The organism is Pseudomonas sp. FYR_2, from assembly GCF_043106425.1.
Classification (GTDB): Bacteria; Pseudomonadota; Gammaproteobacteria; order Pseudomonadales; family Pseudomonadaceae; genus Aquipseudomonas; species Aquipseudomonas monteilii.
The window spans coordinates 41,622-64,165 of record NZ_JBICMM010000018.1 but is presented as its reverse complement, the minus strand read 5'-3'; the positions used below and the strand labels follow the sequence as shown (position 1 = coordinate 64,165).

General features: G+C 61.8%; 26 protein-coding genes and 2 tRNA genes. 16 read left to right on the top strand and 12 right to left on the bottom strand.

The window, feature by feature from the left end:
* Positions 1 to 2: 2 nt before the first annotated feature.
* The 3 genes from ACF8R4_RS07660 to ACF8R4_RS07650 form a co-directional block, all read right to left on the bottom strand.
* The gene (locus ACF8R4_RS07660) at positions 3 to 1,448 is read right to left on the bottom strand and encodes an ATPase domain-containing protein (protein WP_164524780.1); all 1,446 of its coding nucleotides are present in this window, start codon (positions 1,446 to 1,448) and stop codon (positions 3 to 5) included.
* A 5-nt stretch (positions 1,449 to 1,453) separates the two neighbouring features.
* Positions 1,454 to 2,614, bottom strand: a complete 1,161-nt coding sequence (locus ACF8R4_RS07655; protein ID WP_104834440.1) for a nitrogen regulation protein NR(II) — start codon at positions 2,612 to 2,614, stop codon at positions 1,454 to 1,456.
* An 84-nt stretch (positions 2,615 to 2,698) separates the two neighbouring features.
* Positions 2,699 to 2,974: a hypothetical protein gene (locus tag ACF8R4_RS07650; RefSeq protein ID WP_060497626.1), complete on the bottom strand. Its 276-nt coding sequence runs from the start codon at positions 2,972 to 2,974 to the stop codon at positions 2,699 to 2,701.
* A gap of 201 nt (positions 2,975 to 3,175) precedes the next feature.
* On the opposite strand from ACF8R4_RS07650, the gene ACF8R4_RS07645 reads away from it, so the two are divergent.
* Together ACF8R4_RS07645 and ACF8R4_RS07640 are read left to right on the top strand one after the other, a co-directional pair.
* Positions 3,176 to 3,260: transfer RNA gene (locus ACF8R4_RS07645), tRNA-Leu, on the top strand.
* A 104-nt stretch (positions 3,261 to 3,364) separates the two neighbouring features.
* Complete coding sequence (locus tag ACF8R4_RS07640; RefSeq protein ID WP_016711429.1) at positions 3,365 to 3,778, top strand: DoxX family protein; 414 nt, start codon at positions 3,365 to 3,367, stop codon at positions 3,776 to 3,778.
* Between the two features lies 1 nt (position 3,779).
* On the opposite strand, the gene ACF8R4_RS07635 is transcribed toward ACF8R4_RS07640, so the two are convergent.
* Positions 3,780 to 3,977, bottom strand: coding sequence for a hypothetical protein (locus ACF8R4_RS07635; protein WP_016711430.1), 198 nt, complete (start codon positions 3,975 to 3,977; stop codon positions 3,780 to 3,782).
* A gap of 382 nt (positions 3,978 to 4,359) precedes the next feature.
* Here ACF8R4_RS07635 and adhP point away from each other — a divergent pair, with 382 nt between their 5' ends.
* The 3 genes from adhP to ACF8R4_RS07620 all read left to right on the top strand — a co-directional run bounded on the left by adhP (position 4,360) and on the right by ACF8R4_RS07620 (position 6,166).
* Positions 4,360 to 5,370: an alcohol dehydrogenase AdhP gene (gene adhP, locus ACF8R4_RS07630; protein ID WP_104834439.1), complete on the top strand. Its 1,011-nt coding sequence runs from the start codon at positions 4,360 to 4,362 to the stop codon at positions 5,368 to 5,370.
* A gap of 89 nt (positions 5,371 to 5,459) precedes the next feature.
* Positions 5,460 to 5,666 carry a DUF6434 domain-containing protein gene (locus ACF8R4_RS07625; RefSeq protein ID WP_392492031.1) on the top strand — a complete coding sequence of 69 codons (207 nt, stop codon included), beginning with the start codon at positions 5,460 to 5,462 and terminating at the stop codon, positions 5,664 to 5,666.
* A gap of 263 nt (positions 5,667 to 5,929) precedes the next feature.
* The gene (locus ACF8R4_RS07620) at positions 5,930 to 6,166 is read left to right on the top strand and encodes a hypothetical protein (RefSeq protein ID WP_082426335.1); all 237 of its coding nucleotides are present in this window, start codon (positions 5,930 to 5,932) and stop codon (positions 6,164 to 6,166) included.
* 79 nt (positions 6,167 to 6,245) lie between these two features.
* Here ACF8R4_RS07620 and ACF8R4_RS07615 read toward each other — a convergent pair.
* Positions 6,246 to 6,319, bottom strand: a tRNA-Cys gene (locus ACF8R4_RS07615).
* Positions 6,320 to 6,473: 154 nt separating this feature from the next.
* Positions 6,474 to 7,493, bottom strand: a complete 1,020-nt coding sequence (gene sohB / locus ACF8R4_RS07610) for a protease SohB (protein ID WP_060497629.1) — start codon at positions 7,491 to 7,493, stop codon at positions 6,474 to 6,476.
* A gap of 197 nt (positions 7,494 to 7,690) precedes the next feature.
* Between sohB and ACF8R4_RS07605 the strand changes: the two genes are divergently transcribed.
* From ACF8R4_RS07605 to ACF8R4_RS07590, 4 genes are all read left to right on the top strand, one after another.
* Positions 7,691 to 8,401: a histidine phosphatase family protein gene (locus ACF8R4_RS07605; protein WP_060497630.1), complete on the top strand. Its 711-nt coding sequence runs from the start codon at positions 7,691 to 7,693 to the stop codon at positions 8,399 to 8,401.
* A 57-nt stretch (positions 8,402 to 8,458) separates the two neighbouring features.
* A complete protein-coding gene (locus ACF8R4_RS07600; protein WP_060497631.1) occupies positions 8,459 to 8,776 on the top strand; it encodes an SCP2 sterol-binding domain-containing protein in 318 nt (105 codons plus the stop codon).
* Positions 8,777 to 8,960: 184 nt separating this feature from the next.
* Complete coding sequence (locus ACF8R4_RS07595; RefSeq protein WP_060497632.1) at positions 8,961 to 10,028, top strand: phosphotransferase family protein; 1,068 nt, start codon at positions 8,961 to 8,963, stop codon at positions 10,026 to 10,028.
* A gap of 36 nt (positions 10,029 to 10,064) precedes the next feature.
* The gene (locus ACF8R4_RS07590; protein ID WP_016711440.1) at positions 10,065 to 10,832 is read left to right on the top strand and encodes an SDR family oxidoreductase; all 768 of its coding nucleotides are present in this window, start codon (positions 10,065 to 10,067) and stop codon (positions 10,830 to 10,832) included.
* Here the strand turns inward: ACF8R4_RS07590 and ACF8R4_RS07585 are convergent, their stop codons facing one another.
* Positions 10,833 to 11,654, bottom strand: a complete 822-nt coding sequence (locus tag ACF8R4_RS07585; RefSeq protein ID WP_060497633.1) for a bifunctional 2-polyprenyl-6-hydroxyphenol methylase/3-demethylubiquinol 3-O-methyltransferase UbiG — start codon at positions 11,652 to 11,654, stop codon at positions 10,833 to 10,835. It abuts the gene before it with no gap.
* Positions 11,655 to 11,764: 110 nt separating this feature from the next.
* On the bottom strand, positions 11,765 to 12,115 hold the full coding sequence (locus ACF8R4_RS07580) for a hypothetical protein (protein ID WP_060497634.1): 351 nt from the start codon (positions 12,113 to 12,115) through the stop codon (positions 11,765 to 11,767).
* Positions 12,116 to 12,229: 114 nt separating this feature from the next.
* Between ACF8R4_RS07580 and ACF8R4_RS07575 the strand changes: the two genes are divergently transcribed.
* Complete coding sequence (locus ACF8R4_RS07575) at positions 12,230 to 12,520, top strand: RcnB family protein (RefSeq protein WP_104834433.1); 291 nt, start codon at positions 12,230 to 12,232, stop codon at positions 12,518 to 12,520.
* A gap of 1 nt (position 12,521) precedes the next feature.
* Here ACF8R4_RS07575 and ACF8R4_RS07570 read toward each other — a convergent pair whose 3' ends face one another.
* Positions 12,522 to 13,682, bottom strand: coding sequence for a GGDEF domain-containing protein (locus tag ACF8R4_RS07570; protein WP_104835441.1), 1,161 nt, complete (start codon positions 13,680 to 13,682; stop codon positions 12,522 to 12,524).
* A 224-nt stretch (positions 13,683 to 13,906) separates the two neighbouring features.
* On the opposite strand from ACF8R4_RS07570, the gene ACF8R4_RS07565 reads away from it, so the two are divergent.
* The 4 genes from ACF8R4_RS07565 (at position 13,907) to ACF8R4_RS07550 (ending at position 18,091) form a co-directional block, all read left to right on the top strand.
* Positions 13,907 to 14,098 (top strand): hypothetical protein, encoded by a 192-nt coding sequence (locus tag ACF8R4_RS07565; protein ID WP_104834432.1) that lies wholly within the window; start codon positions 13,907 to 13,909, stop codon positions 14,096 to 14,098.
* Between the two features lie 73 nt (positions 14,099 to 14,171).
* Positions 14,172 to 14,561: a glycine zipper domain-containing protein gene (locus tag ACF8R4_RS07560; protein ID WP_025753699.1), complete on the top strand. Its 390-nt coding sequence runs from the start codon at positions 14,172 to 14,174 to the stop codon at positions 14,559 to 14,561.
* Between the two features lie 138 nt (positions 14,562 to 14,699).
* Positions 14,700 to 16,529, top strand: coding sequence for an SLC13 family permease (locus tag ACF8R4_RS07555; protein ID WP_156867706.1), 1,830 nt, complete (start codon positions 14,700 to 14,702; stop codon positions 16,527 to 16,529).
* 137 nt (positions 16,530 to 16,666) lie between these two features.
* A complete protein-coding gene (locus tag ACF8R4_RS07550; protein WP_104834430.1) occupies positions 16,667 to 18,091 on the top strand; it encodes a GGDEF domain-containing protein in 1,425 nt (474 codons plus the stop codon).
* 1 nt (position 18,092) lies between these two features.
* On the opposite strand, the gene ACF8R4_RS07545 is transcribed toward ACF8R4_RS07550, so the two are convergent.
* Positions 18,093 to 18,854 (bottom strand): TSUP family transporter, encoded by a 762-nt coding sequence (locus tag ACF8R4_RS07545; protein WP_016711449.1) that lies wholly within the window; start codon positions 18,852 to 18,854, stop codon positions 18,093 to 18,095.
* A gap of 100 nt (positions 18,855 to 18,954) precedes the next feature.
* On the opposite strand from ACF8R4_RS07545, the gene ACF8R4_RS07540 reads away from it, so the two are divergent.
* The gene (locus tag ACF8R4_RS07540; RefSeq protein ID WP_104834429.1) at positions 18,955 to 19,860 is read left to right on the top strand and encodes a LysR family transcriptional regulator; all 906 of its coding nucleotides are present in this window, start codon (positions 18,955 to 18,957) and stop codon (positions 19,858 to 19,860) included.
* Positions 19,861 to 20,194: 334 nt separating this feature from the next.
* Here ACF8R4_RS07540 and ACF8R4_RS07535 read toward each other — a convergent pair whose 3' ends face one another.
* Entirely contained in the window at positions 20,195 to 20,551 is a 357-nt protein-coding gene (locus ACF8R4_RS07535; protein WP_019096764.1) for an SH3 domain-containing protein, read from the bottom strand.
* Positions 20,552 to 21,106: 555 nt separating this feature from the next.
* Here ACF8R4_RS07535 and ACF8R4_RS07530 point away from each other — a divergent pair.
* The gene (locus ACF8R4_RS07530) at positions 21,107 to 21,292 is read left to right on the top strand and encodes a hypothetical protein (protein WP_060497641.1); all 186 of its coding nucleotides are present in this window, start codon (positions 21,107 to 21,109) and stop codon (positions 21,290 to 21,292) included.
* A 75-nt stretch (positions 21,293 to 21,367) separates the two neighbouring features.
* On the opposite strand, the gene ACF8R4_RS07525 is transcribed toward ACF8R4_RS07530, so the two are convergent.
* The gene (locus tag ACF8R4_RS07525) at positions 21,368 to 22,522 is read right to left on the bottom strand and encodes an MFS transporter (protein ID WP_104834428.1); all 1,155 of its coding nucleotides are present in this window, start codon (positions 22,520 to 22,522) and stop codon (positions 21,368 to 21,370) included.
* Positions 22,523 to 22,544 lie beyond the last annotated feature (22 nt).

Sequence of the window (22,544 nt, the reverse complement as noted above, 5' to 3'; positions counted from 1 at the left end):
CGTCACCCGCCCCCTTGCGGCACCGGCGTTCCCGAGAGCACGCAACAGGCGCCTTCGAACGCCTTGCGCAGGGTAATGCCTTGCGACCCGATCAGCAGCTCGTGCAAAGCAGGGTCATGGTGACTGTCACGCACCTTGAGGATCGACAGCATGCGCCGCAGCTGCGAATCCAGCTCGACGAAGCGCATCAGCATCAGGTTGTCGACGATGCTCGACAGGTCCGGGGCCGGGGCGCTGATTTCCGAGCCGAAGATATCGCGCATTTCCCAGGTCAGCATCACGCTCACGTCACGCGCGCGCAGTTCACCGGTCAAGGCGCGGAAAAATGCATTGAGACGCGCCGGGTCGACAGCCAGTCGGCTGAACGCCCCGAGGCTGTCAATCAGCACGCGCTTGCTGCCCTGCGCCTCGACACGTTCGAGCAGGCGCGCCCCGACCTGGTCCAGCAAGCCTTCGGTGGTCGGTTGCCAGCACAGCTGCAGGCTGCCGGCCTGCTCCATCGCTGCAAAGTCGTAACCCAGTGATGCAGCCTTGCTACGCAGGCGTTCGGGTGTTTCATAGAAACCGAAATGCAGCCCCGGAGATTGCGCAGTGCTGGCCCCCAGAAAGGCCAGCCCCAAGGATGTCTTGCCAATACCCGAAGGCCCGATCAGCAAGCTGACCGAGCCTGTGGACAGGCCACCGTCGAGCATTTCATCCAGGCTTGGCACACCGCTGCTGATGCGTGCAGGGATGGCGCTGCCCAGCTGGCTGGGGTGACTGAACAACGCCTCAAGGCGAGGGTAGACATGCATGCCGCTTTCATCGATAAGGCACTCATGGCGCCCCGACAACGCCCCACTGCCGCGCGTCTTGCGCAGCTGAATGTGGCGCACGGCGCGGCTGCCCACCAGTTGCTCACCCAACTCGATCACGCCATCGACCATGGTGTGCTCCGGGCTGCCCTCGTCCAGCCGTGCGCTGGTGAGCAGCAGCACCGTGCAGCCGGCGAAGGCCGCATGACCCTGCAGCTCGGAGACGAACTTCTTGGTGTCCAGCGCAGTTTCCGCGCGCACCCGGGCATTCAGTACACCGTCGACGATCAGCAAGCTGGCCTGCTGCCGGGCGATTTCCTGGCGCAGCAGCCGCACAACGGCATCCAGCCCTTCCTGCTCCAGGGTATCAAAGGCACTGACGAACTGGATCTGGTCGCCGACCAGCGCAGGGTCGAAGAAGTCCAGCGTGCCCAGGTACTGGAACAGCCGCTCATGCGACTCGCTCAGCAAGGTGGCCACCAACACCCGGCCACCGCCGTGTACATGGCCGCAGGCCAGCTGGTTGGCGAGAATGGTCTTGCCCGCGCCCGGCGGGCCCTGAATGATGTAGGAGGCACCTGCTACCAAGCCACCCTTGAGCAAGGCATCGAGCCCTTCGATACCCGTCGCCAGCCGCCTGAGTGCCTGCGCCATGATGCTCACCTTTCGAGATCGCTGTGGGTCTTGTCCTGATACGTTGGCAAGTAAAGTTGCATGGAAGTTCCGTGGCCGGGCTCACTGTCGACAAAAATGGCGCCGCCGCTCTGCCTGGCAAAGCCATATACCTGGCTAAGGCCCAAGCCAGTGCCCTTGCCGAAAGGCTTGGTCGTGAAGAACGGCTCGAAGATGCGTGGCAATACTTCAGCCGAAATGCCTTCGCCGCTGTCTTTCACCACAAAGCGCACGAAACGGCCCTGCAACCCTTCCACTTCGCCCGCCAGTTCAACCACTTCGGCCGTCAAGCCTATCCGGCCCTCCCCTGCGATGGCATCGCGAGCGTTGAACAACAGGTTCAGCAGCACCATCTGCAATTGCCCGGCATCCACTTCGATCAGCGGCAAGTCTGCCTGCAACTGCACCTGCAGGTCTATCGAACTGGGCAGGGCATGTTCCATGAGCCCACGCGTGGCCGCTACAAGGTCTGCCGGCGCTACACACGCCACGTCGAGTTTTCGGTGGCGGGCAAAGCTGAGCAGTTGCTGGGTCAGTTCAGTGCCTCGCTGCCCGGCATCAAGAATATGCTGCAGCATGCGCTGGGCACGCGCCGGGTCCTGGGTGGCTATCGCCAGGCGCGCCGAACTGATGATGATGGTCAGCATGTTGTTGAAGTCATGCGCCAGCCCGCCAGTCAGTTGGCCGAGGGCCTCCAGTTTCTGTGCCTGAAACAGCTGGGCGCGCACCGCGTCCAGTTGCATCGCCGACTCGCGGCGGTCGGTGATGTCCCGGGTAACTTTGGCCAGGCCGATGATCTGGCCCTGGTCGTCGCGGATGACGTCCAGCGCCGCCAAGGCCCAGAACTGTGTACCGTCCTTGCGCACGCGCCACCCTTCATCCTGCGCTACACCTTGCTCCAGCGCCTGGCGCAACAAGCGCTCCGGGCGGCCGTCGGCACAGTCCTGCGGCGTGAAGAACAGCGAGAAATGCTTGCCGATCACTTCATCGGCGCGGTAACCCTTGATCCGTTGCGCACCGGCATTCCACGACACCACATGGCCGGCTGGGTCAAGCATGTAGATGGCGTAGTCCACCACCGACTGAACCAGCTGCTCGTAGCGGTGGGCAGGCATGACGGGGTGGTCGGGGCAGTCAGCTGAAACCATGCAAGCTCCACTGGCACAGCGGGAGGAACAAAATGAGCTTAGCCGAACACGCCCGGTGACAAACAGCCGTGCAGCTACCGTGGGTCACCGTTCAGGCTCGACCAGTATCGGGCTGATGCGTCGCGGCATGGCGACTTTCAGCAGCCACAGGCCAACCAGCATGATAACACCGCCACCTGCCAGGGCCATCAGCCGCTGCGGTTGAGGATGATCGGCATCGAACCCCAACATCAGCAGGTAAACCCCCAGGCTGACCAGGCTGAGGTAGAGAAAAGCCCCCAACACGATCACCTGCGCAAACAGCAGCCGCCAGAACAGCCGCGGGCGCACGACACGCTCGCAAGCGTCGGACTGAGTCATCGCCGCATACTCTTGGATCCAATAAAAGGGCAACAGTGGCGTAATGACAGCAAAGTGTCAATTATCCGTTCGCTCGCCCCTTCATTCTGTTGATCATAGGTGCTGCAGTTGACTCAACTATAACAATGGGTTATAAAGCGCGCTTGATTGCGAAGCCCTTCTGCTTAGAAGCGAGCCGGTCGTTACGACCCCGTCAAGCATGCGAGTGTGGTGGAATTGGTATACACAGCAGACTTAAAATCTGTCGGCGTGAGCCTTGCGGGTTCGAGTCCCGCCACTCGCACCAAACTTCGTTGAAAAGGCGCCATTGCGGCGCCTTTTTGCTGCCTGCCGGCAATGTCTCGCGCAGCTGCTAGAGTGGAGCTTGTACTCGTCCACTGGAACGCCGCCATGCGCTACTCCCTGTTTGATGGCCAACGCGACATCATTATCCTGATAGCCCGCGTACTGTTGATGATCCTTTTCGTCTTGTCGGGCTGGGCCAAGCTGACCGGTTTTGACGGCACGGTCGGCTACATGACCTCGCTGGGTGCCCCTGCCCCCATGCTGGCGGCTGCGATTGCCGTGCTCATGGAGTTCGTGGTCGGTATCCTGCTGATCCTGGGCTTCTATACCCGGCCGCTGGCGTTCCTGTTCGCACTGTTCGTGCTGGGCACGGCGCTGCTGGGCCACCCGTTCTGGAACATGGTCGACCCCGAGCGCAGCGCCAACATGACCCAGTTCCTGAAAAACCTCGCCATCATGGGCGGCCTGCTATTGCTGGCCGTAAGCGGCCCAGGGCGTTTCTCGGTGGACGGCCGCTAGGTCAGTCGTCTTCGCAATCGTCGAACCAGGCTGGGTGATCCCGCTCCTCGTCATCGAGGTCATCCAGCGTTTCCTCGTCTTCTTCCACTTCATCCTCGGCGCCCTGGGCATCTGCCTCGTGCTCCACGTCGTCGTAGAGAAACTCATGGTCGAGCAGGTGATCGTGTTCGGGTTCGTGCAGGTCGTCTTCGTCGTGCATGCTGGCTCCTGGCGTGATGGCAGGCCTGTATAGGCTGATCAGGTTCCGAGGTCAATGCGTTGCCACTTAATCCTGGGTTAACCAACCGGGCGCAACCTGCAGGCTCTCCCTTCAAACGTCTTTTGCCCGCCGCTCATGGCGGGCTTTTTTATGGTGTTGCGCAGATGACAGCCTCATGACCTGCGCTTCACGAAATACTGACAAACGGATGGGCACACTGACACTGCTCCGTACGTTCTTGCAGCCCGCCGCATCATTGCCGCGGGCTTTTCTTTTGTGGCGCTCACCCACTCCATGACCTGAAGCAGTTTTGCACGGCCACGCAAGGGCTATGCTAACCCGGCGATAACCCAAGCTCACTCGGATAGACACGGAGGCTCTTATGAAAGCTGCTGTTGTTGCGCCAGGCCGTCGCGTGGATGTGGTTGAGAAAACCCTGCGCCCCCTCGAACACGGTGAAGCGCTGCTGAAGATGCAATGCTGCGGTGTGTGCCACACCGACCTGCATGTAAAAAACGGCGACTTCGGCGACAAGACCGGCGTCGTGTTGGGCCACGAAGGCATCGGCGTGGTCCAGGAAGTCGGGCCGGGCGTTACCTCGCTCAAGCCAGGCGACCGTGCCAGCGTGGCATGGTTTTATCAGGGGTGCGGGCATTGCGACTATTGCACCAGCGGCAACGAAACCCTGTGCCGCGAAGTGAAGAACTCCGGGTACACCGTGGACGGCGGCATGGCAGAAGCCTGCATCGTCAAAGCCGATTATTCGGTCAAGGTACCTGACGGCCTCGACTCCGCCGCCGCCAGCAGCGTTACCTGCGCCGGCGTGACCACCTACAAGGCGGTAAAAATCTCCAACATCCGCCCCGGCCAATGGATCGCCATCTACGGCCTCGGCGGCCTGGGCAACCTGGCGCTGCAATACGCCAAGAACGTGTTCAACGCCAAAGTGATCGCCATTGACGTAAACGAAGAGCAACTGCGCTTCGCCAGCGAAATGGGCGCCGACCTGGTGATCAACTCGCGCACCGAAGACGCCGCGAAGGTCATCCAGGCCAAGACCGGGGGTGCCCATGCAGCTGTGGTTACCGCCGTTGCCAAAGGTGCATTCAATTCGGCTGTAGATGCGCTGCGCGCAGGCGGCCGCCTGGTTGCCGTCGGGCTTCCGTCAGAGTCCATGGACCTGAATATCCCCCGCCTGGTGCTGGACGGAATCGAAGTGGTTGGCTCGCTCGTCGGCACACGGCAAGACCTGCAAGAGGCCTTCCAGTTTGCCGCTGAAGGCAAAGTAGTGCCCAAGGTAACCCTGCGGCCAATCGAGGACATCAACCAGATCTTCGACGAGATGCTGGAAGGCAAGATCAAAGGCCGCATGGTGATCCAGTTCGAAGGTTGATAGCCTGAAGGCCGATCATTTCGAACGACCAAAAGCCCGGGGATGATCATTCACGGGCTTTTGCCCCTTTCATAGTCAAGGAACAGACCATGAGCTTCGACGGGCACGCCGGGCCGATTACCCGCACCACGCCCCTGGACAAACACTACCGCAACACGCAGAAGGTGCGTCAGTTTCTGCTCGGCGAGTGTGGCCAGGCATTCACGTTCGACCGAGCCTTCATGGCGTGGATCAAGAGCGGGACGCCGTCCACCATGGGCGACGTCGCGGATGAATGGTTACGGATGCATCGCTGACTTTCGTTGGCGGGCACCTGTGTTGCAGCCGCTTTCTCCAACATCTTGTCCAACGCTTCAACCATGCTGGAATAATCCATTTCCTGACGACCTCGCTGGTGGAATGGGCTTGAGCTCAACGTTAGCTTGCGAACATTTCAATTCGTGGTGAGGGAACCGGGGCGTGATTACCGCCCTCCCTTCTGATGACCACGTATGGGTGGTGCGGTTCAAGCTAAGTGCTCAAGATGCAGCATCGAGCCTGTACACACGAGGAGATGGGCATGTCGATTCGAAGCTTGGCCAAGCATCTACCGCCAGATCCTTCCAGAGCGGGCTGGGTTCTGGGATGGGGCGTTCTGAGAGACAGGCATCCCTGGCATTTCGTCGACGTCTATGCCGACCAGAAGACCGCCGAAGCGGAAGCACAGCGCCGAGGGAAAGGTTACGTCGTGGAGTTCGGCTCGCATCGCCTGGGGTCGCGTGATTTTGTCTGTGGCGTAACCTTGCCTGAAGGCTAGCGCCCAAGCGGAAATGATCAGACTTTCCAGCGCGCAAATAAAAACCCCGCAGACGTTATTCTGCGGGGTTTTCGAATGGTGGAGGCCGAGGTCGGAATCGAACCGGCGTAGACGGATTTGCAATCCGGAGCATAACCACTTTGCTACTCGGCCTCAAAGGTCGGATCTAGCTGCTTGCGCTTTGCTATCTCCTTGAAACGCTGAACCTTTTTCAAAGTTTGCTGCGTTTCGATGGGCGCCATTATGTCTTCATTCCTTTAACCTTGCAACCCCCTGAACGAAAAAAAATTTCAACGGGTTCAAGGTGTTAGCGAAGACGCCCGAGTTTACTCCACAAACCTACCACCGTGTTCTCCACCGTGCCGCTGGCCGCCATGCCGATGCGTTCCTGCAGGCTCTTGCGTTCGGCATAGTGCAGGTGGAACAGGTTGGCAGTGCGCGCACGCTCGCTGAGGTATTCGTCGCTGGTCTGCAGTTCGTCCACCAGCTTTCGGTTGAGGGCCGCAACCCCGAGCCAGACTTCGCCGGTGGCCACTTCATCAATGTGCAACTGTGGGCGGTAGCGTGCAACGAAGTCCTTGAACAGCTGGTGGGTGATGTCCAGGTCTTCCTGGAACTTTTCCCGGCCCTTCTCGGTGTTTTCGCCAAACACGGTGAGGGTACGTTTGTACTCGCCAGCCGTCAGCACCTCGAAGTCGATGTCATGCTTCTTCAACAGGCGGTTGACGTTGGGCAGCTGCGCCACCACGCCGATCGAACCCAGCACGGCAAACGGCGCACTGACAATCTTCTCGCCGATGCAGGCCATCATGTAACCACCGCTGGCGGCCACCTTGTCGATGCACACGGTCAGCGGGATGCCAGCCTGACGAATGCGCGCCAGCTGCGACGCTGCCAGGCCGTAGCTGTGCACCAGGCCACCGCCACTCTCCAGGCGCAGCACCACTTCGTCACGCGGGGTGGCGAGGGTCAGTAGCGCGGTGATTTCGTTACGCAGGCTTTCAGTGGCCGAGGCCTTGATGTCGCCATCGAAATCCAGCACGAAGACCCGGCCCTTTTCCTCGGCCTTGCCCTTCTTCTGCTGTTTTTCCGCCTTGGCCTGCTGCTTGCGCAAGGCCTTGAGCTGGGCCTTGTCCAGCAGGCCAGACTCCAGGCGCTCGCGCAGGTCCTTGTAGAACTCGTTCAGGCGGGTGACCTGCAATTGCCCACCCGTTTTGCGCCGCCCCTTGCCGCGCAGCCCGGCGATGGCTGACAGCACCACCAGGATGGCGATGACCAGGGTGGCGGTTTTGGCGAGAAAGCTTGCGTATTCGGCAAGAAACTCCACGTTGACTCCTTAAATACCTGCGCCACGGCGGCGCGTAACTGTTGCAAGCATACCGTTGAGCCTGAGGTGCTGCCAGCCGGCGCAAACGCTGGCAACATCTTTCAAACAACCTTTTCAAACGCTTGTATGTTTTTTCGTTGACAGCCCGTGTGCCGCATCCTAACCTCGCAGCAACCTCCAACAGGCCGGAACCTTTCGTGGGCAACCTCTACCTGATCCGACATGGCCAAGCCTCCTTCGGTGCCGATGACTATGACGTCCTCTCCCCCGTGGGCGTGCGCCAGAGCCAGGCCCTGGGTGAGCACCTTGCCCAGCTGGGTGTGCGGCTGGACCGTTGCGTGGCAGGCGACCTGCGCCGCCAGCAGGATACCGCGCACCTTGCCCTGGAGGCCTTGCAGGCCAGCGGCTGCGCGGTGCCAGCGGTTGAGACCGACGCGGCGTTCAATGAGTTCGATGCTGACGGCGTCATCCGTGCCCTGTTGCCCGGGCTGCTGCCGCAAGAGCCAAACGCCCTGCACATCCTGCGCAATGCTGCGCAGCACCGCAGCGAGTTCCAGCGCCTGTTCGCCTTGATGGTGCAGCGCTGGCACGACGGGGAGCATACCGATGACGGCCTGGAAACCTGGCAAGCGTTTACTGCCCGCGTACAGGGTGGGCTGCAACGCGTACTGGATACCGCCGGCAGCGGCGACAATATCGCCATTTTCACCTCGGGCGGTACCATTGCCGCCCTGCTCCACTTGGTTACCCGTATCACCCCAAGCCAGGCGTTCGCGCTGAACTGGCAGATCATCAACACGTCGCTCAGCCAGCTGAAGTTCCGCGGCCGCGACGTGGCACTGGCTTCCTTCAACAGCCAAGCCCATGTGCAGCTGTTGAGGGCGCCGGAGTTTGTCACCTACCGATAAGCCCGGCTTTGTTGTGTCCCTGCGGGGACGTGTAAATCACTCTATAAGGAATGCGCCATGACCTCCGTAGCTGATGCCGTCAAAAAGATGCAAGAGAAGTTCAACCCATCCGCTGCCGCCGGCCTGGACCTGGTGTTCGGCTTCAACATCACCGACGAAGGCAAGCACTACGCGCTGATCGTCAAAGACGGCACCTGCGACCTGCAGGAAGGCGAAAACCCGGATGCCAACTGCACCCTGATAATGGACAGCGAAACCCTGAAGGGTATCGTCAGTGGCGAAACCGACGGCATGCAGGCCTTCATGGGCGGCAAGCTGCGCGTTGAAGGCGACATGATGCTGTCGATGAAACTCAGCGAGCTGTTCCCGTCCTGAGGGCTGGGGATACCGGATGATCGAAAACCGAAGCCCTCGCGGCTTCGGTTTTTTTTTGCCTGGCATTCGGTGCAGTGATCCACCGGCAACACCCGCACCTATATGGCACCTGGCACGCTTGTTCCAGCCCGGGCAGGCCATTAGATTAGCCAATAGTCCTTGCGATCGAGAATAAGGAAAACGCATGACGCTCACCGACCAGTCCACCCAGGTACGCCCCGGCGAAGAACTCGACGCGGCCGTCATCGACCCTTACCTCAAGGCCAATATCCGCGGCCTGGATGGCCTGCCCAGCATCAGCCAGTTTCCGGGTGGCGCCTCCAACCTCACCTACCTGGTCAGCTATCCGGACAGTGACTTCGTACTGCGCCGCCCACCGTTCGGGCATAAAGCCAAGTCGGCCCACGACATGGGCCGCGAGTTCCGCATCCTCAACCAGCTGAACAGCGGCTTCCCCTACTGCCCCAAGGCCTATGTGCACTGCACCGACAGCAGCCTGATCGGCGGCGAGTTCTACGTGATGGAGCGGGTCAAGGGCATCATCCTGCGCTCGGATATCCCTGCCGAACTGAACCTGGACGCCAGCCGCACCGAGGCCCTGTGCAAAAGCTTCATCGACCGCCTGGTCGAGCTGCATCAGGTGGACTACAACGCCTGCGGCCTGGCCGACCTGGGCAAGCCGGAAGGCTATGTGCAACGCCAGATCGAGGGTTGGACCAGCCGCTACGAAAAAGCCCTGACCCCGGATGCCCCGCGCTGGGAGCAGGTGATTGCCTGGTTGCACGACAAGATGCCCGCCGACCACCCAAAGCCCGGCATCGTGCACAACGATTACCGCTTCGACAACGTGATCCTCGACGCCGACAACCCCATGCGCATCATCGGGGTACTGGACTGGGAAATGGCCACCCTGGGTGACCCGCTGATGGACCTGGGCAACAGCCTGGCCTACTGGATCGAGGCCGAAGACCCGGCACCCGTGCAACTGATGCGCCGCCAGCCGAGCAATGCACCAGGCATGCTTACCCGTCGCCAGTTCGTCGATTACTACGCCGAGCGTGCGGGCATCCCGCTCGACAACTTCGATTACTACTATTGCTATGGCCTGTTCCGCCTGGCCGGCATCGTCCAGCAAATCTATTACCGCTATTTCCACGGCCAGACCCAGGACAAGCGCTTCGCCCAGTTCATCCACATGAACCGCTTGCTGGAGCAGATGACCCTGCAGGTCATTGCCAAGTCCAGCCTGTAAGCCATGACCACGACGACGGATAACAAGGAAAACAGCATGTCCAAGACCCACCTGTTCGACCTCGACGGCAAGATTGCCTTCGTTTCCGGCGCCAGCCGTGGCATTGGCGAGGCGATCGCCCACTTGCTGGCGCAGCAAGGGGCTCATGTGATCGTTTCCAGCCGCAAGCTCGACGGTTGCCAGCAGGTGGCCGATGCCATCATCGCCGCCGGCGGCAAGGCCACGGCGGTAGCCTGCCACATCGGTGAGCTGGAGCAGATCCAGCAGGTGTTTGCCGGCATTCGCGAACAGTTCGGGCGCCTGGACGTGCTGGTCAACAACGCCGCCACCAACCCGCAGTTCTGCAACGTGCTGGATACCGACCCGAACGCCTTCCAGAAGACCGTGGACGTGAACATCCGCGGCTACTTCTTCATGTCGGTGGAAGCCGGCAAGCTGATGCGTGAGCACGGCGGCGGCAGCATCATCAACGTCGCCTCCATCAACGGTGTATCGCCCGGCCACTTCCAGGGGATCTATTCGGTAACCAAGGCAGCGGTCATCAACATGACCAAGGTCTTTGCCAAGGAGTGCGCCCAGTTTGGCATTCGCTGCAACGCCCTGTTGCCGGGCCTGACCGACACCAAGTTCGCCTCGGCTCTGGTGAAGAACGACGCCATTCTGAACGCCGCACTGCAGCAGATCCCGCTCAAGCGCGTGGCCGACCCCAAAGAAATGGCCGGCGCAGTGTTGTACCTGGCCAGCGATGCGTCCAGCTACACCACCGGCACGGCACTCAATGTAGACGGCGGCTACCTGTCCTGATCAAGCCTTGATTGCCACCAAGGTGTAGCTCAAGGGCAGACGTGCGGGCTGCTCGCGCAAGCGATACTCACCGTCGCTGCCCTTGACCATCTGCCCCGGCAGCGCCTCCCAGGGAATGCTCTGGTGCTCGACCAGTGCCGTCAGTTGCAGCCCATGCGCCAGCAAGGCAGTCACCACCTCGCCCAGGCCGTGGTTCCATTCGTGGGTTTCGGTGTGGGCAAGGCGCTGGTCGGTTTCGACGTAGGTCTGGTCGTTGTGCCACACCGTCGGCGCTTCGTGCTCGAAATACGGGTATTCGAGCTGCAGGCGGTCCTGATGGTCTTCGTTGACCGCCATCAGCATCGGGTGCCCATCACGCAGGAATAGCCGCCCGCCTGGCTTCAACAGTGCTGCCACCGTACGCGCCCACGGCTTGATGCGGGGCAACCAGCACAGTGCGCCGATACCGGTATAAACGAGGTCGAAAGTGCCTGCCGGCAGCACGCTGTCGGCGGCATAGACGTCAGACTCGACATACTCGATGGGCACCGCGCACCGCTTGGCCAGAGCACGCGCTTCGGCCAGTGAAGCTGCGGAATAGTCCAAGCCACAGACCTTGGCGCCAAGGCGCGCCAGCGAGAGCGTATCGGTACCGATGTGGCACTGCAGGTGCACAGCGTTCAGCCCTTTGATATCACCAAGCAGTGGCAGGTCGAAGCGGACGGTTTCGGAAAGGTGCCCGGGGCGCTGGACCAGAAGCTCGACTTCGTAGTCCTTGGAGGCTGCGTGTAGCGGAGCGCGTTCGTCCCAGCTGGCACGGTTGAGTTGCAGTGAGCGATCCATGGTGTCGTCCTTGAGTGGTAACGGCTGATGCTAGCCGTTACCACGCGTCTTGCGACACAACTGCCTTGCTAAAAAGTGTAAAGCCCGCCCCTATAGGATGAGCGCCTGCGTTACAGGCACGTAGCCGCAGCCGCCCGGCGCTGCAGCGCCACGCCGTCATTCTTCTGCGCGTAATAGTCAACCCGCGCCCCACCCGCCTGTGGGTAAACATCCACGAACGCTTCGGCTTCGCGGGTATACACGGTAAACCCGCCCTGCTTGCTCGGCTCCAGGTAGCCACTGGCATCGTCGCCGAACACCTTCTCTTCCTGCCAGCTGAACTGGATGCACTGGGCCACCAGCTCTGGCGCCTTATGCGAATCGAGCTGCGCCGTCGGCTTGCCGCCGCGGGCTGTCTCCATGGTCGCAGAAGCACAACCGACCAGCATCAGTGCTGCGGCCATCGGCAGAATCGCACGCATGTTCCATCCTCAGGGTAAAAAAGAAGGCGACTCTAGCACTGGCATGCATCGCGAGTGAATTGCCACACACCTGCCGCTGTCGCAGATAAGACACGTAGCCAAGAGGAATACCCCATGAAACTGCACTATCTGCTGCTCGCGGCCCTACCCTGCCTACCCCTGGCGGCAAACGCCACTCCTTCCAGCGAAGAAAGCGTCACCGCCCTGGAAACACACAATCGCGAACTCAAGGTGGGTGACAAGGCGCCGGACCAGTACAAACGGGACGATCAAGCCATTCAGGACTGGCAAGCCAAGGGCCTGCCCAAGCCCGAAAAAGAAAGCCACTGGGTACGCATGGGCGAGCACTTTGTACTGGTACAGATCACCAACGGCGTAGTACTGGCAATCCAGCCGGCGTCGTGAGTCAACCCGCTTCGGCCATTGCCGCCATATGCACTGTATTGCGCCCGGCGGCCTTGGCCTGGTAAAGCGCTGCGTCAGCCTGGGCCAACAGGCTGGCGGTGCTGTCTTTGAGCCCAGGCACGCCGCACCACAAGCCCACGCTGAAGCGCAGTTCGATCTGGTCACCGGCAAAACTCGCCGGGTTGCGCGCAATGGCCTCACGCAGCCCTTGCAGCGCGGCCATCGCCCCGCTGCGGTCAGCGCCCGGTAGCAGCAACAGGAACTCCTCGCCACCATAACGGCCCAGGCAGTCACCTTGGCGCAGCCGCTGTTGCAACTGGCGCACGCAGTGGCACAGCACCTCATCACCTGCCAGGTGCCCATACAGGTCGTTGATGCGCTTGAAATGGTCGATGTCGATCATCGCCACAGCCAGGCTGCCCTGTTGCTGGCGAGCCTGGTCCAGTTCCACGGCAAAGCGCTCAAGGATCGCCCTGCGGTTCAGCGTGCCGGTCAGCACATCGTGCAGGGCCAGGTGCTGCAAGCGGGATTCGCTGCGCTCCTTGGCCATCAACACCAGCCCGATCGAATACATCATCACCGTGACGGTGCCAATCGCCACGGAAATGCTCTGCTTGAGGTTGCTGGTGTCATAGCGCAACTCCACCGCCGTGCCATTGGCCACCGCCACCACACGCATGCCCAGGCCGACCAGGCTGATCAACGCACCGATCTGCAGCAGCAAGTGGGCCTTGCCCGGCCGCTCGGCATAGCGTCGCGCCCAGTACAGAATCATCGAGCACTGCAGCATCAGCACCAGCGTTGCCAGCAGCATACGTGGCTCTACCGTATCGAGCAGCAGCATCAACCCCACCAGCATGCACGCCGGGATAATGAAGATAATGCGCCAAGGCACTATCTGCTGACGCACCCGGAACAGGCTGGCCGTATAGAACGCCAGGGCCAGCGACAACAGGCTGTTGCCCAGGCCATAGCTGAGCCACAGCGGGGCATGGGCATAGACGGTGTAGCAGACATAGGCCAGGGCATGCACCAGCAACCCGCACCCCGTGAGTAACAGGTTGTCACGGCGGTTACTGCGCCCGACCAGCAACAGGCAGAAGGCCAGAATGGTTGCAACCAAGGCAACGGCGGCGAACAACGTGGGGGTATGGGCGATCATCATGATTCACTGTGTGGCAAATTGCCGTCTTGCCAGCGGCTTAACCCACAGTCTAGAGGGGCATCGCCGGCTCGACCATGACCGAATGGGACAGAACAGCAGCCCACAAGCACGCCGCTCATCACTGGCGCGACAAATTTTTGCCTGCCAGGGAAACCAAATGGATCATTCCCAGTCTCAGCAAGTGCCCTGTAAACCATTGCGGATCAAGGACCTATATCGTGATGACCCGCCTTGCAAGCCTTTCGCTGGTTGCTGTTGTCCTGCTGACCGCAGGCTGCCACAGCCATCGCTACCATGACGACGACGATGGCTGGCGTAACCGTGACCGCGACCATCGCCACCACCATCGCCATGAGCGCGACGATGATGACGATGACAATCGCCAGTATCGCGGTGACCGCTACTACCGCTGAAGCGTCTTTGCACCCCTGACCCGCCGCCCGTTGCGCGGCACCTTAACCTGATGATTCCTTTGAGGTTCGTATCATGCGTCTGACTCTGCCTTCCCTTGCCCTCGGCCTGCTGCTGTGCCAGGGCGCTTTCGCCGGTGACGGTACTGCCGCCATTGGCGGTGGCCTGGGTGGTGCCCTGGGTAACGTTGTCGGTCAATCGATCGGTGGCAAGACCGGGGCGGCCATCGGCGCCGGCCTCGGCGGCGCAGCCGGCAGTGCGGTAGGTGCACGCAAAGGCAACCGTACCGAAGCCGCCATCGGCGGCGGCCTGGGCTCGGCCGGCGGCTCGCTGCTGGGCGGCGCGGTGGGCGGCAAGACCGGCTCTACCGTCGGTGCCGGCCTGGGCGGCGCGGCCGGTGGTGCCATCGGCAACCACCTGGGCGACAATAACGGCAGCAAAAAGCACCGCCGTCACCGTCACTGATCCGGTGACCCAAGGGGCCACAATGCGGCCCCTGTTGTTTGGCAAACCCTGCAGTACATCAACACCCCCTTCATCACAAGCTGGCACACTGGCTGCTACTGTCTATCGTGCCCCTGTGTGAAGGAACACCCCCTCCCCATGAACCAAGAGCTGCTCTGGGTCCTCGGCCTGCTGGCCATCGTCATCCTCCTGTTCGTCATCAACCGCCCGCGCATGGACGTGGTCGCACTGCTGGTAATTCTCGCCCTGCCGCTACTCGGCATCCTCACCGTCGAGCAGGCCCTGGCCGGCTTCAGCGACCCCAACGTGGTGCTGATCGCCGCCCTGTTCGTGATTGGCGAAGGCCTGGTGCGTACCGGCATTGCCTACCGCATCGGCGAATGGATGAGCGAGCGGGCCGGCAACAGCGAGGCGCGCCTGCTGGTGCTGCTGATGGTGGCGGTGGCCGGGCTGGGCTCGATCATGAGCTCCACCGGCGTGGTGGCCATCTTCATCCCGGTGGTGCTCAGTATTGCCGCACGCCTGAAACTCTCGCCCAGCCGCCTGATGATGCCGCTGGCGTTCGCCGGCCTGATCAGCGGCATGCTCAGTCTGGTGGCCACACCGCCCAACGTGGTGGTGCACAGCGAGCTGGTGCGCAATGGCGAAGCCGGTTTCAGCTTCTTCAGCTTTACCCCGTTTGGCCTGGTGGTGCTGGTGCTGGGCATCGGCTACATGCTGCTGACCCGACACTGGCTCAACGGCGAAGTGCGCAAGGACGGCCGCGTGGAAACCCGCCGGACACTGCTGGACCTGGTGCTGGACTACAAGCTCAACGGCCGCGAACGGCGCCTGCGCATCCGCCCTCACTCGCCGCTGATCGGCCACACCCTCGGCGAACTGGAACTGCGTACCCGGCACGGCGCCAACGTGATCGGCATCGAACGCCAGCACAAGTTCACCACGCGGGTGATGGCTGCCGACTCCAGCACCGTGCTGCACCAGGGCGACGTGCTGCTGCTCGACCTGTTCGCCAACCGCGATGACCTGCGCAGCCTGTGCCAGACCATGCAACTGGAGCCGCTTCACTTCAAGGCCGCCTATTTCATCGACCAGTCCCAGGAACTGGGCATGGCCGAGGTCTCCCTACCACCGGGGTCGCAGCTGATTGGCAAGAGCATTCTCGAACTGGCCTTCCGTACCCGCTTCGACCTCAACGTGGTCGGCCTGCGCCGCGAGCAGGCAGCGATCGAAGACCAACTGGTGGAAGAAAAGCTGCGCCTTGGCGACACGCTGCTGGTGGTCGGCCCGTGGAAGGCCGTACGCCAGTTGCAAAGCAAACCCAGAGACTTCCTGGTGCTGAGCCTGCCTGCCGAAATCGACCAGGTGGCCCCCGCCCGCACCCGCGCGCCGCAAGCGCTACTGAGCCTGGCGGTGATGGTCGGGCTGATGGTCAGTGGTGCCGTGCCCAATGTCATGGCCGCGCTGATCGGCTGCCTGCTGATGGGCGCCGGCCGCTGCATCGACATGAGCAGCGCTTATCGGGCCATTCATTGGCAAAGCCTGGTGCTGATTGTCGGCATGCTACCCTTCGCCCAGGCGCTGCAGAAAACCGGCGGCATCGACCTGGCGGTGAGCGGGCTGGTCAGCGTGCTGGGAGGGGCCGGCCCCAGTGCCATTCTCGCCTGCCTGTTTGCCGTCACGGCGGTGATTGGCCTGTTCATTTCCAATACGGCCACTGCGGTGCTGATGGCGCCGGTGGCTGTCAGTACCGCAGCACAGCTGGGGATGTCACCCTACCCGTTCGCCATGACCGTGGCGTTGGCCGCATCGGCGGCGTTCATGACGCCGGTGTCATCGCCGGTCAATACGCTGGTGCTGGGCCCAGGGCAGTACCGTTTCGCAGACTTCGTCAAAATCGGCGTACCGTTCACCCTGCTGGTGATGCTGGTGACCGTGTTGATGGTGCCGTGGTTCTTCGGGCTGTGACGACACAATTGAGGAATGAAGGCAATTTGGCATTATCTCGACCGTTCGCGGCAGATTGACATCAACTGCCCTGACGAAACACACTGCGGGTCATTGCCCCAGGTGCTTCAAGGCGTTGTCCTGGATTTCGTTTCCGCTTGCCGGTCGAGCCCATGGTTTTTGCTGCCCAATCGCGCTTGTTGCCTTACGTCGTTCTGCTCTGCCTGACCTTTGCCCTCACCCTGGGGGGCATCCTGGCACGCCCGATCGAATCGCTGTCGCTGTTCTGGCCGGTGAATGCCGTATTGGCCGGTGTACTGCTGCGCTACCCTCGCCAGGCCACACTTACCGGCTTTGGCCTCGTCTGGCTGGCCATGGTCGGTGCCGACCTGCTGTGCGGCAGCGCCTGGGCCCCGGCCCTGTGGTTCAACCTGTGCAACCTGGGCGTGGTGGTGACCCTCTGGCAATTGCTGTCGCGCTTGCCGCGCCTGCACCGACGCATGCGAACCCCGCACGGCGTACTCAGCGTATTTGCCGCCTGCGCCGCTGGCGCCATGGTGGCGGCCAGCATGGCGGCGGCGATGGCCGCGCCCTGGTTCCAACAATCGTTGCGCGCCACTTGGCTGGCCTGGTTCAGCGAACAGTTCTCGACAAGCGTGCTGGTGCTGCCGGTGCTGCTGACTGCGCCCTCGGTACGGGCCTTGGTGCGCGGTGGTGCCCAGGCCATCCGCCTGGCACCGCTGCTGGTGCTGCTGGCCTCGCTGGCGTTCAGCATTGCCTTTGGCGGCCCCGGGGCCATTGCCTTCCCGATTGCCGCTTTGCTGTGGTGTGCCTGGACCTATTCGCCCTTTATGGTTTCGCTGCTGGCACTCACCGCCGGCAGTACCTTGATTGTGGCGGTGGCGCAAAACCTCATGCACTTTAGCGTGCCGCAAAGCGAGCCAGGGGTGACCACGCTGATGTCGGCGCGCCTGGGCATCGCCATGTTGGTGCTTGGCCCGCTGGTGGTGGCCTGCGTCAGCCAGGCCAACCGCAGCCTGATGGCCCGCCTGGCGCACCAGGCGACCATCGACCACCTTACCGGCGTGCTCACCCGCAGTGCCTTTACCCGCCGCGCCAACGCGTTGCTGGACAGCCGCCAACAGCATGCCCAGGCACTGCCGGTGACCCTGATGATGCTGGACATCGACCATTTCAAGTCGATCAACGATGTCCACGGCCACGCGGTTGGTGACCAGGTGCTGCGCCAGTTCGCCAGCACCTTGCAAGACCAGTTGCACAACGATGAGCTGCTCGCGCGCCTGGGAGGCGAGGAGTTCGTCGTCATTCTCCCGGGCCTTGCGCCAGAACGGGCCAAGTTCACCGCCGAACGCCTGCGCCGCGCCGTACAGGACCTGCATGTGGTGCAGGCCGACCAGCGCCTGCAGATTACCGTCAGTATCGGCCTGGCCGGCTGCGACGCCGACCGCCCGGCCCCCAGCCTGGACGCGCTGCTGGCAAGCGCCGACCAGGCGCTGTACCGGGCCAAGGCCCATGGCCGCAATCGCGTCGAGCAGGCCGAGGCGCAGCGCCAGGTGATCTGAGTCAACCGGCCAGCAAGTCCCACGACAGCTTGGCGATCAGCACGCACAACAGCACCAGGAACAACCCGCGGACAAAGCCGGCGCCCTTGCGCACTGCCAGCCAGGTACCGGTCAGCGCGCCCAGGATGTTGCACACCGCCATGGGCAGGGCGATGGCATACAACACGTTGCCCGTCGGCACGAAGAACACCAGTGCCGCCAGGTTGGTGGCGATGTTCACCACCTTGGCCGACGCCGAGGCGTGCAGGAAGTCCAGGGCAAAGAAGCGGATGAACAGGAAGATCAGGAAGCTTCCGGTGCCCGGGCCAAACAGACCGTCGTAAAAACCGATCGCACCGCCGATCAGCACCGCCAGGCACTGCTCCTTGCGGCCGATTTGCGCAGGCTTGTGCAGGGTGCCGAAGTCTTTCTTGCAGAAGGTGTAGATGGCCATCAGCACGATCAGCACCAGCACCGCCGGGCGCATCACGCTGGGCGGCACCAGCGACACCGTGGCGGCACCGGCGAACGACATGACAAAGGCGCTGAGTGCAGCGGGTACGATCAGCCCCCAGTCCAGCGTCACCTTGCGGATAAACGACCGCGCCGCGAAGGCCGTGCCGCACACCGACGCCAGCTTATTGCTGCCGAGCAATGCCGCTGGCTGTGCGGTGGGCAGCACATTGAACAAGGCCGGGATCTGGATCAGCCCACCGCCCCCCACGGCGGCATCGATCAGCCCAGCGGCAAAAGCGAACACGGAAAGTACAGCGATATCCATCATGATGCAGGCCCAGAGGCAGAGAAGACGCCTGCAAGGCTAATCAAAGTACCGCGCTTGTGTTGAAATGCCATATTGCGAAAACTGCAACAAGGAGAAGACGATGGCATTGGACATGCTGCGGGAAATCCAGGCGTTCGTCAGCGTGGCACACAAGCGCAGCTTTGTCGCCGCTGCCCGCGCATTGGGGCGCTCTCCCAGCGCAGTTACCCGGGCTGTGCAAACCCTGGAAGACAATGCCGGAAGCAAGCTGCTCAACCGCAACGCCAACGCCGTGACCTTGACCGAAGCCGGCAAGCGCCTGTTGCCGCACGCCGAACGCTTGCTGGATGTGCAACGCGATGCAGCCGACGAACTGGCCGCGCTCAGCGGCAGTGCCCAAGGCTGGATCCGCTTTGCCGTGCCGCAGTTGCTGGGGGAGCATGTGTTGCCGCAGGTGCTTGCCGAGTTTTCTCGCTGCCACCCGCAAGTGACCCTGGACGTGCAGTACAGCGACGAAGCCCTCGACCCACTGCAAGGCAAATTCGATTTCGTGGTACGCGGCGCCTTCCCCCAATCAAGCGAGCTGATCGGCTACCCGCTTTGGCCCTATCAGCGCCACCTGTATGCCAGCCCCGCCTACCTGGGCCAGGCCGGCACACCGCAACACCCGGAAGACCTGGAGGGGCATACGCTGATCCTGCATACCGCGCCACGCATCCTTAAGGCCTGGCATTTCTGCCGCGAGGGCCAGATCACCAGCCTGCGCCCCAGGCCCAGGTTGCGCCTGGGTTCGGGTGATGCGGTGTACCACAGCACCCTGGCCGGTGCCGGTATCGCCCGCCTGGCCGCCTGGGTTGGCGAAGCGCATGTCAAAACCGGGCGCCTGGTGCGGGTGTGCCCACAGTACCGCCTGACCTCCAGCAGCGGCCAGGACCCGCAGATGCATGCGCTGTACCCTGCCGGCGAGCTGCCGACACGGGTACGTGACTTGCTGGCGGCCCTGCGCCGAGCCGGCATGGCCCAATGAAACAGCCACTGAAACGGCTGTTCAATTTCTGCTCAATTTAACAGAGCCCGCCGTGGGCTTGGCTTTCAGCACTTTATCCACAGACCTACCCACGTTTTTTGTGGACAGATTTCCCCGCGCAAAGAATGACTTATCCCATGCGCGGGTAAACGTTGAACCTCAGCTTGGCGGAATCGTACCAAGAAGACCAATCAGAATGGTCAGTAGCAGAAAACCACCCAGGAATAGCGCCAGCTTGCCCATTGGAACCTCTACAGTTGTGATGCGGGAATGGGCATATTCTCGGCCTTGGGCTGATACGGTTACAGATTCAGCTTTGTGGAAAAAAAGCGGATCAGATGGAAACCTGCTGAAGCTTTTCTGCAGGCAGCCAGCCCAGCTCGCCATTGCCATGGCGACGGCACCAGACCCACCCGTTGAGCGGGCGCAGCATCTGCACCCGTTGCCCGGGGTCGGCATCGAGCTCATGCGCTGAGTAATTGTCCAGTGCCCTGCCCTGGCACACGCTGATCCGCTCGATCAACTGGGCCGGCACCCAGCCAGGCTCCTGACCACTGCAGGTGCACAGGTACCAGTCCTGCCAGCCTGGCTCACCCTCGTAGCGTGGCCCGATGTTCAGCAGCGTGCCCTTGGCGAAGCGAATGGGCCGCGGGTATTCACTGCGATGGGGTTCAATGACAACGTAATGCATGGGCCTCTCCTTGGCCGGGTAAACCTTCGATGGGTGCAGCAGCGGAAAAAACCACCGCTGCACCGCGCTTGTATCGTTATCTGTACCCATTGAGACCTGATACACAAGCACGTATCCAACGGGTCAATCGGACATATCGGCGATACAGCTATCAACTTTACTAGCACACATCAACCCGCCCCACTGGCTCATACCAAGGAGATGCCCGATGCCTGCCCGCCACTCGACACGCGGCCAGGCGGTCGTGGATGCGAACCACTTGTAACGCGCAAGCAATTGCTACACGAAGTTGCGAAGGGCACGGCAAGCCATTTACAGGAAATTGCCGAGAGCCTGTAGGGACGAAGCCCCGTTGTGGCTAGGTATCACGCGGGGTTCAGCCAAGATTGAATGAAACGATTTGAAATGCAGCTTGTAGGATCTTTTACCTCGCAACGTAGGAGTATTCGCCTTGAGGGGATTTCCCTGTATGAAACATCAGTTTCTACAGCAAAATCGAGCTGCTACGGTCCGGTTTTCCTACAACGGCACGGAAGCCCACAGCGTGAGAAAAGCATGGACCCGTACAATGCCTCGGCCCTGAAGCTGCAGAAGAATTTGCTGAACCTGCGCCTTGAGCGCGATCGCCTAAGGAGGGAGGGTAAGGACAACGAAGCGGACGCGTTGGCTGAACCGATCGCCAGGATAGAGGCGGCTATCCAGCAGTTACCGGATAGCTTGAAGCCCGTGACCTTGCAGTGACCTCTAACATCCTGCAAGGCAAGCACCGGCTCTGTAATCCATGGGCTCGCCCCCGTCGGCCCCAAGTGCCAGCACTCAGTAGGCAGCCTTTCTGCCCACGCCTTTAGCGCTCGCCCCCAGGCAGGTCACCGCAAAGGCAATCACCAACGCCCCGGTCCCCAGCAAAAAGATCAACTGCTGGTTCGACCCCTCCACCAATAGGGCAATCAAAGCCGGCGTCACCGCCGCAGCGCCCATCAAGGTAATACTGACCAGCGGCGTAAGCTTGCCGGTCGGGTCGTTGGTGGTGATCAGCGCCATGTAGTACGACAGTGACAGCACCCAGCCAAAGTTGATCAGCAACAACGCCACGAACAACTGCATCGGTGTGCGGGTATGGCCCGTGAGCATGGCGATGGAAACGAACACCGCCACCAACCCCACAGCAATCATCAGTTGGCGGTTGACCCGCGCCCCCAGCAGGCTTGGCAGCCCCGCCCCAGGCAATCCGCCAATGGCCGACAGGCCGAACGCCCAACCGATGTCGACCCCGCTGATACCCTGGTCTCGCGCCAGCTGGTCGATGAAGCCCCACACACAGTAAATGGCAATCTGCATGAACAGCATGCCCACCAGCGCCGTACGCCCGGTACGTGCCGAACCACCCTGGGCAGGTGAGCCTTCGCCACTGGCCAGCAACGCCGCCGGACGGCGCGGCAACACCAGGCTGGCGCCGCAGATCAGCAAATACCACAGGCCGAATGCGCACAATGCAGTTACGGTGCCGCTCTGCGCGGCCAGCAACGGCAATGCGGCGGAGAACAGCGAGTATTCGGGGGTTTGCAACAACAGCATCAACCCGAACGATCGGTCCTGGTTGGGCAAGCGGCCCAGCATGCACACCGCGTAGGCATAAACCAGCCCCGCACAGGTGCCGGCCGCCAGGCGCACGACCAGCAACATCGTGTTGGTGATGGCAAAGGCGGTGGCGATACTCAACGCCACGCACAGCGCGCCAACGAACAGGCACAGACTGCGCCCGCCATGGCGCTTCATCAGCAGCGGGCACAGCAAGGTGCCCAGAGTCATGCCAATCATCTCGACCGACACCACCCAGCCTTGCTGGTCGAGTGACAGGCTCAGTTGCTCCGTGACCAAACCCATGAAGATGGGCTGCACACCACAGACGATGAAGGAAGTACAGGCGATGAAAATCAGCGCGGCACGCAGCAGCTTGGAATCGTAGGTCATGGGAGGACTCCGACACGGCATT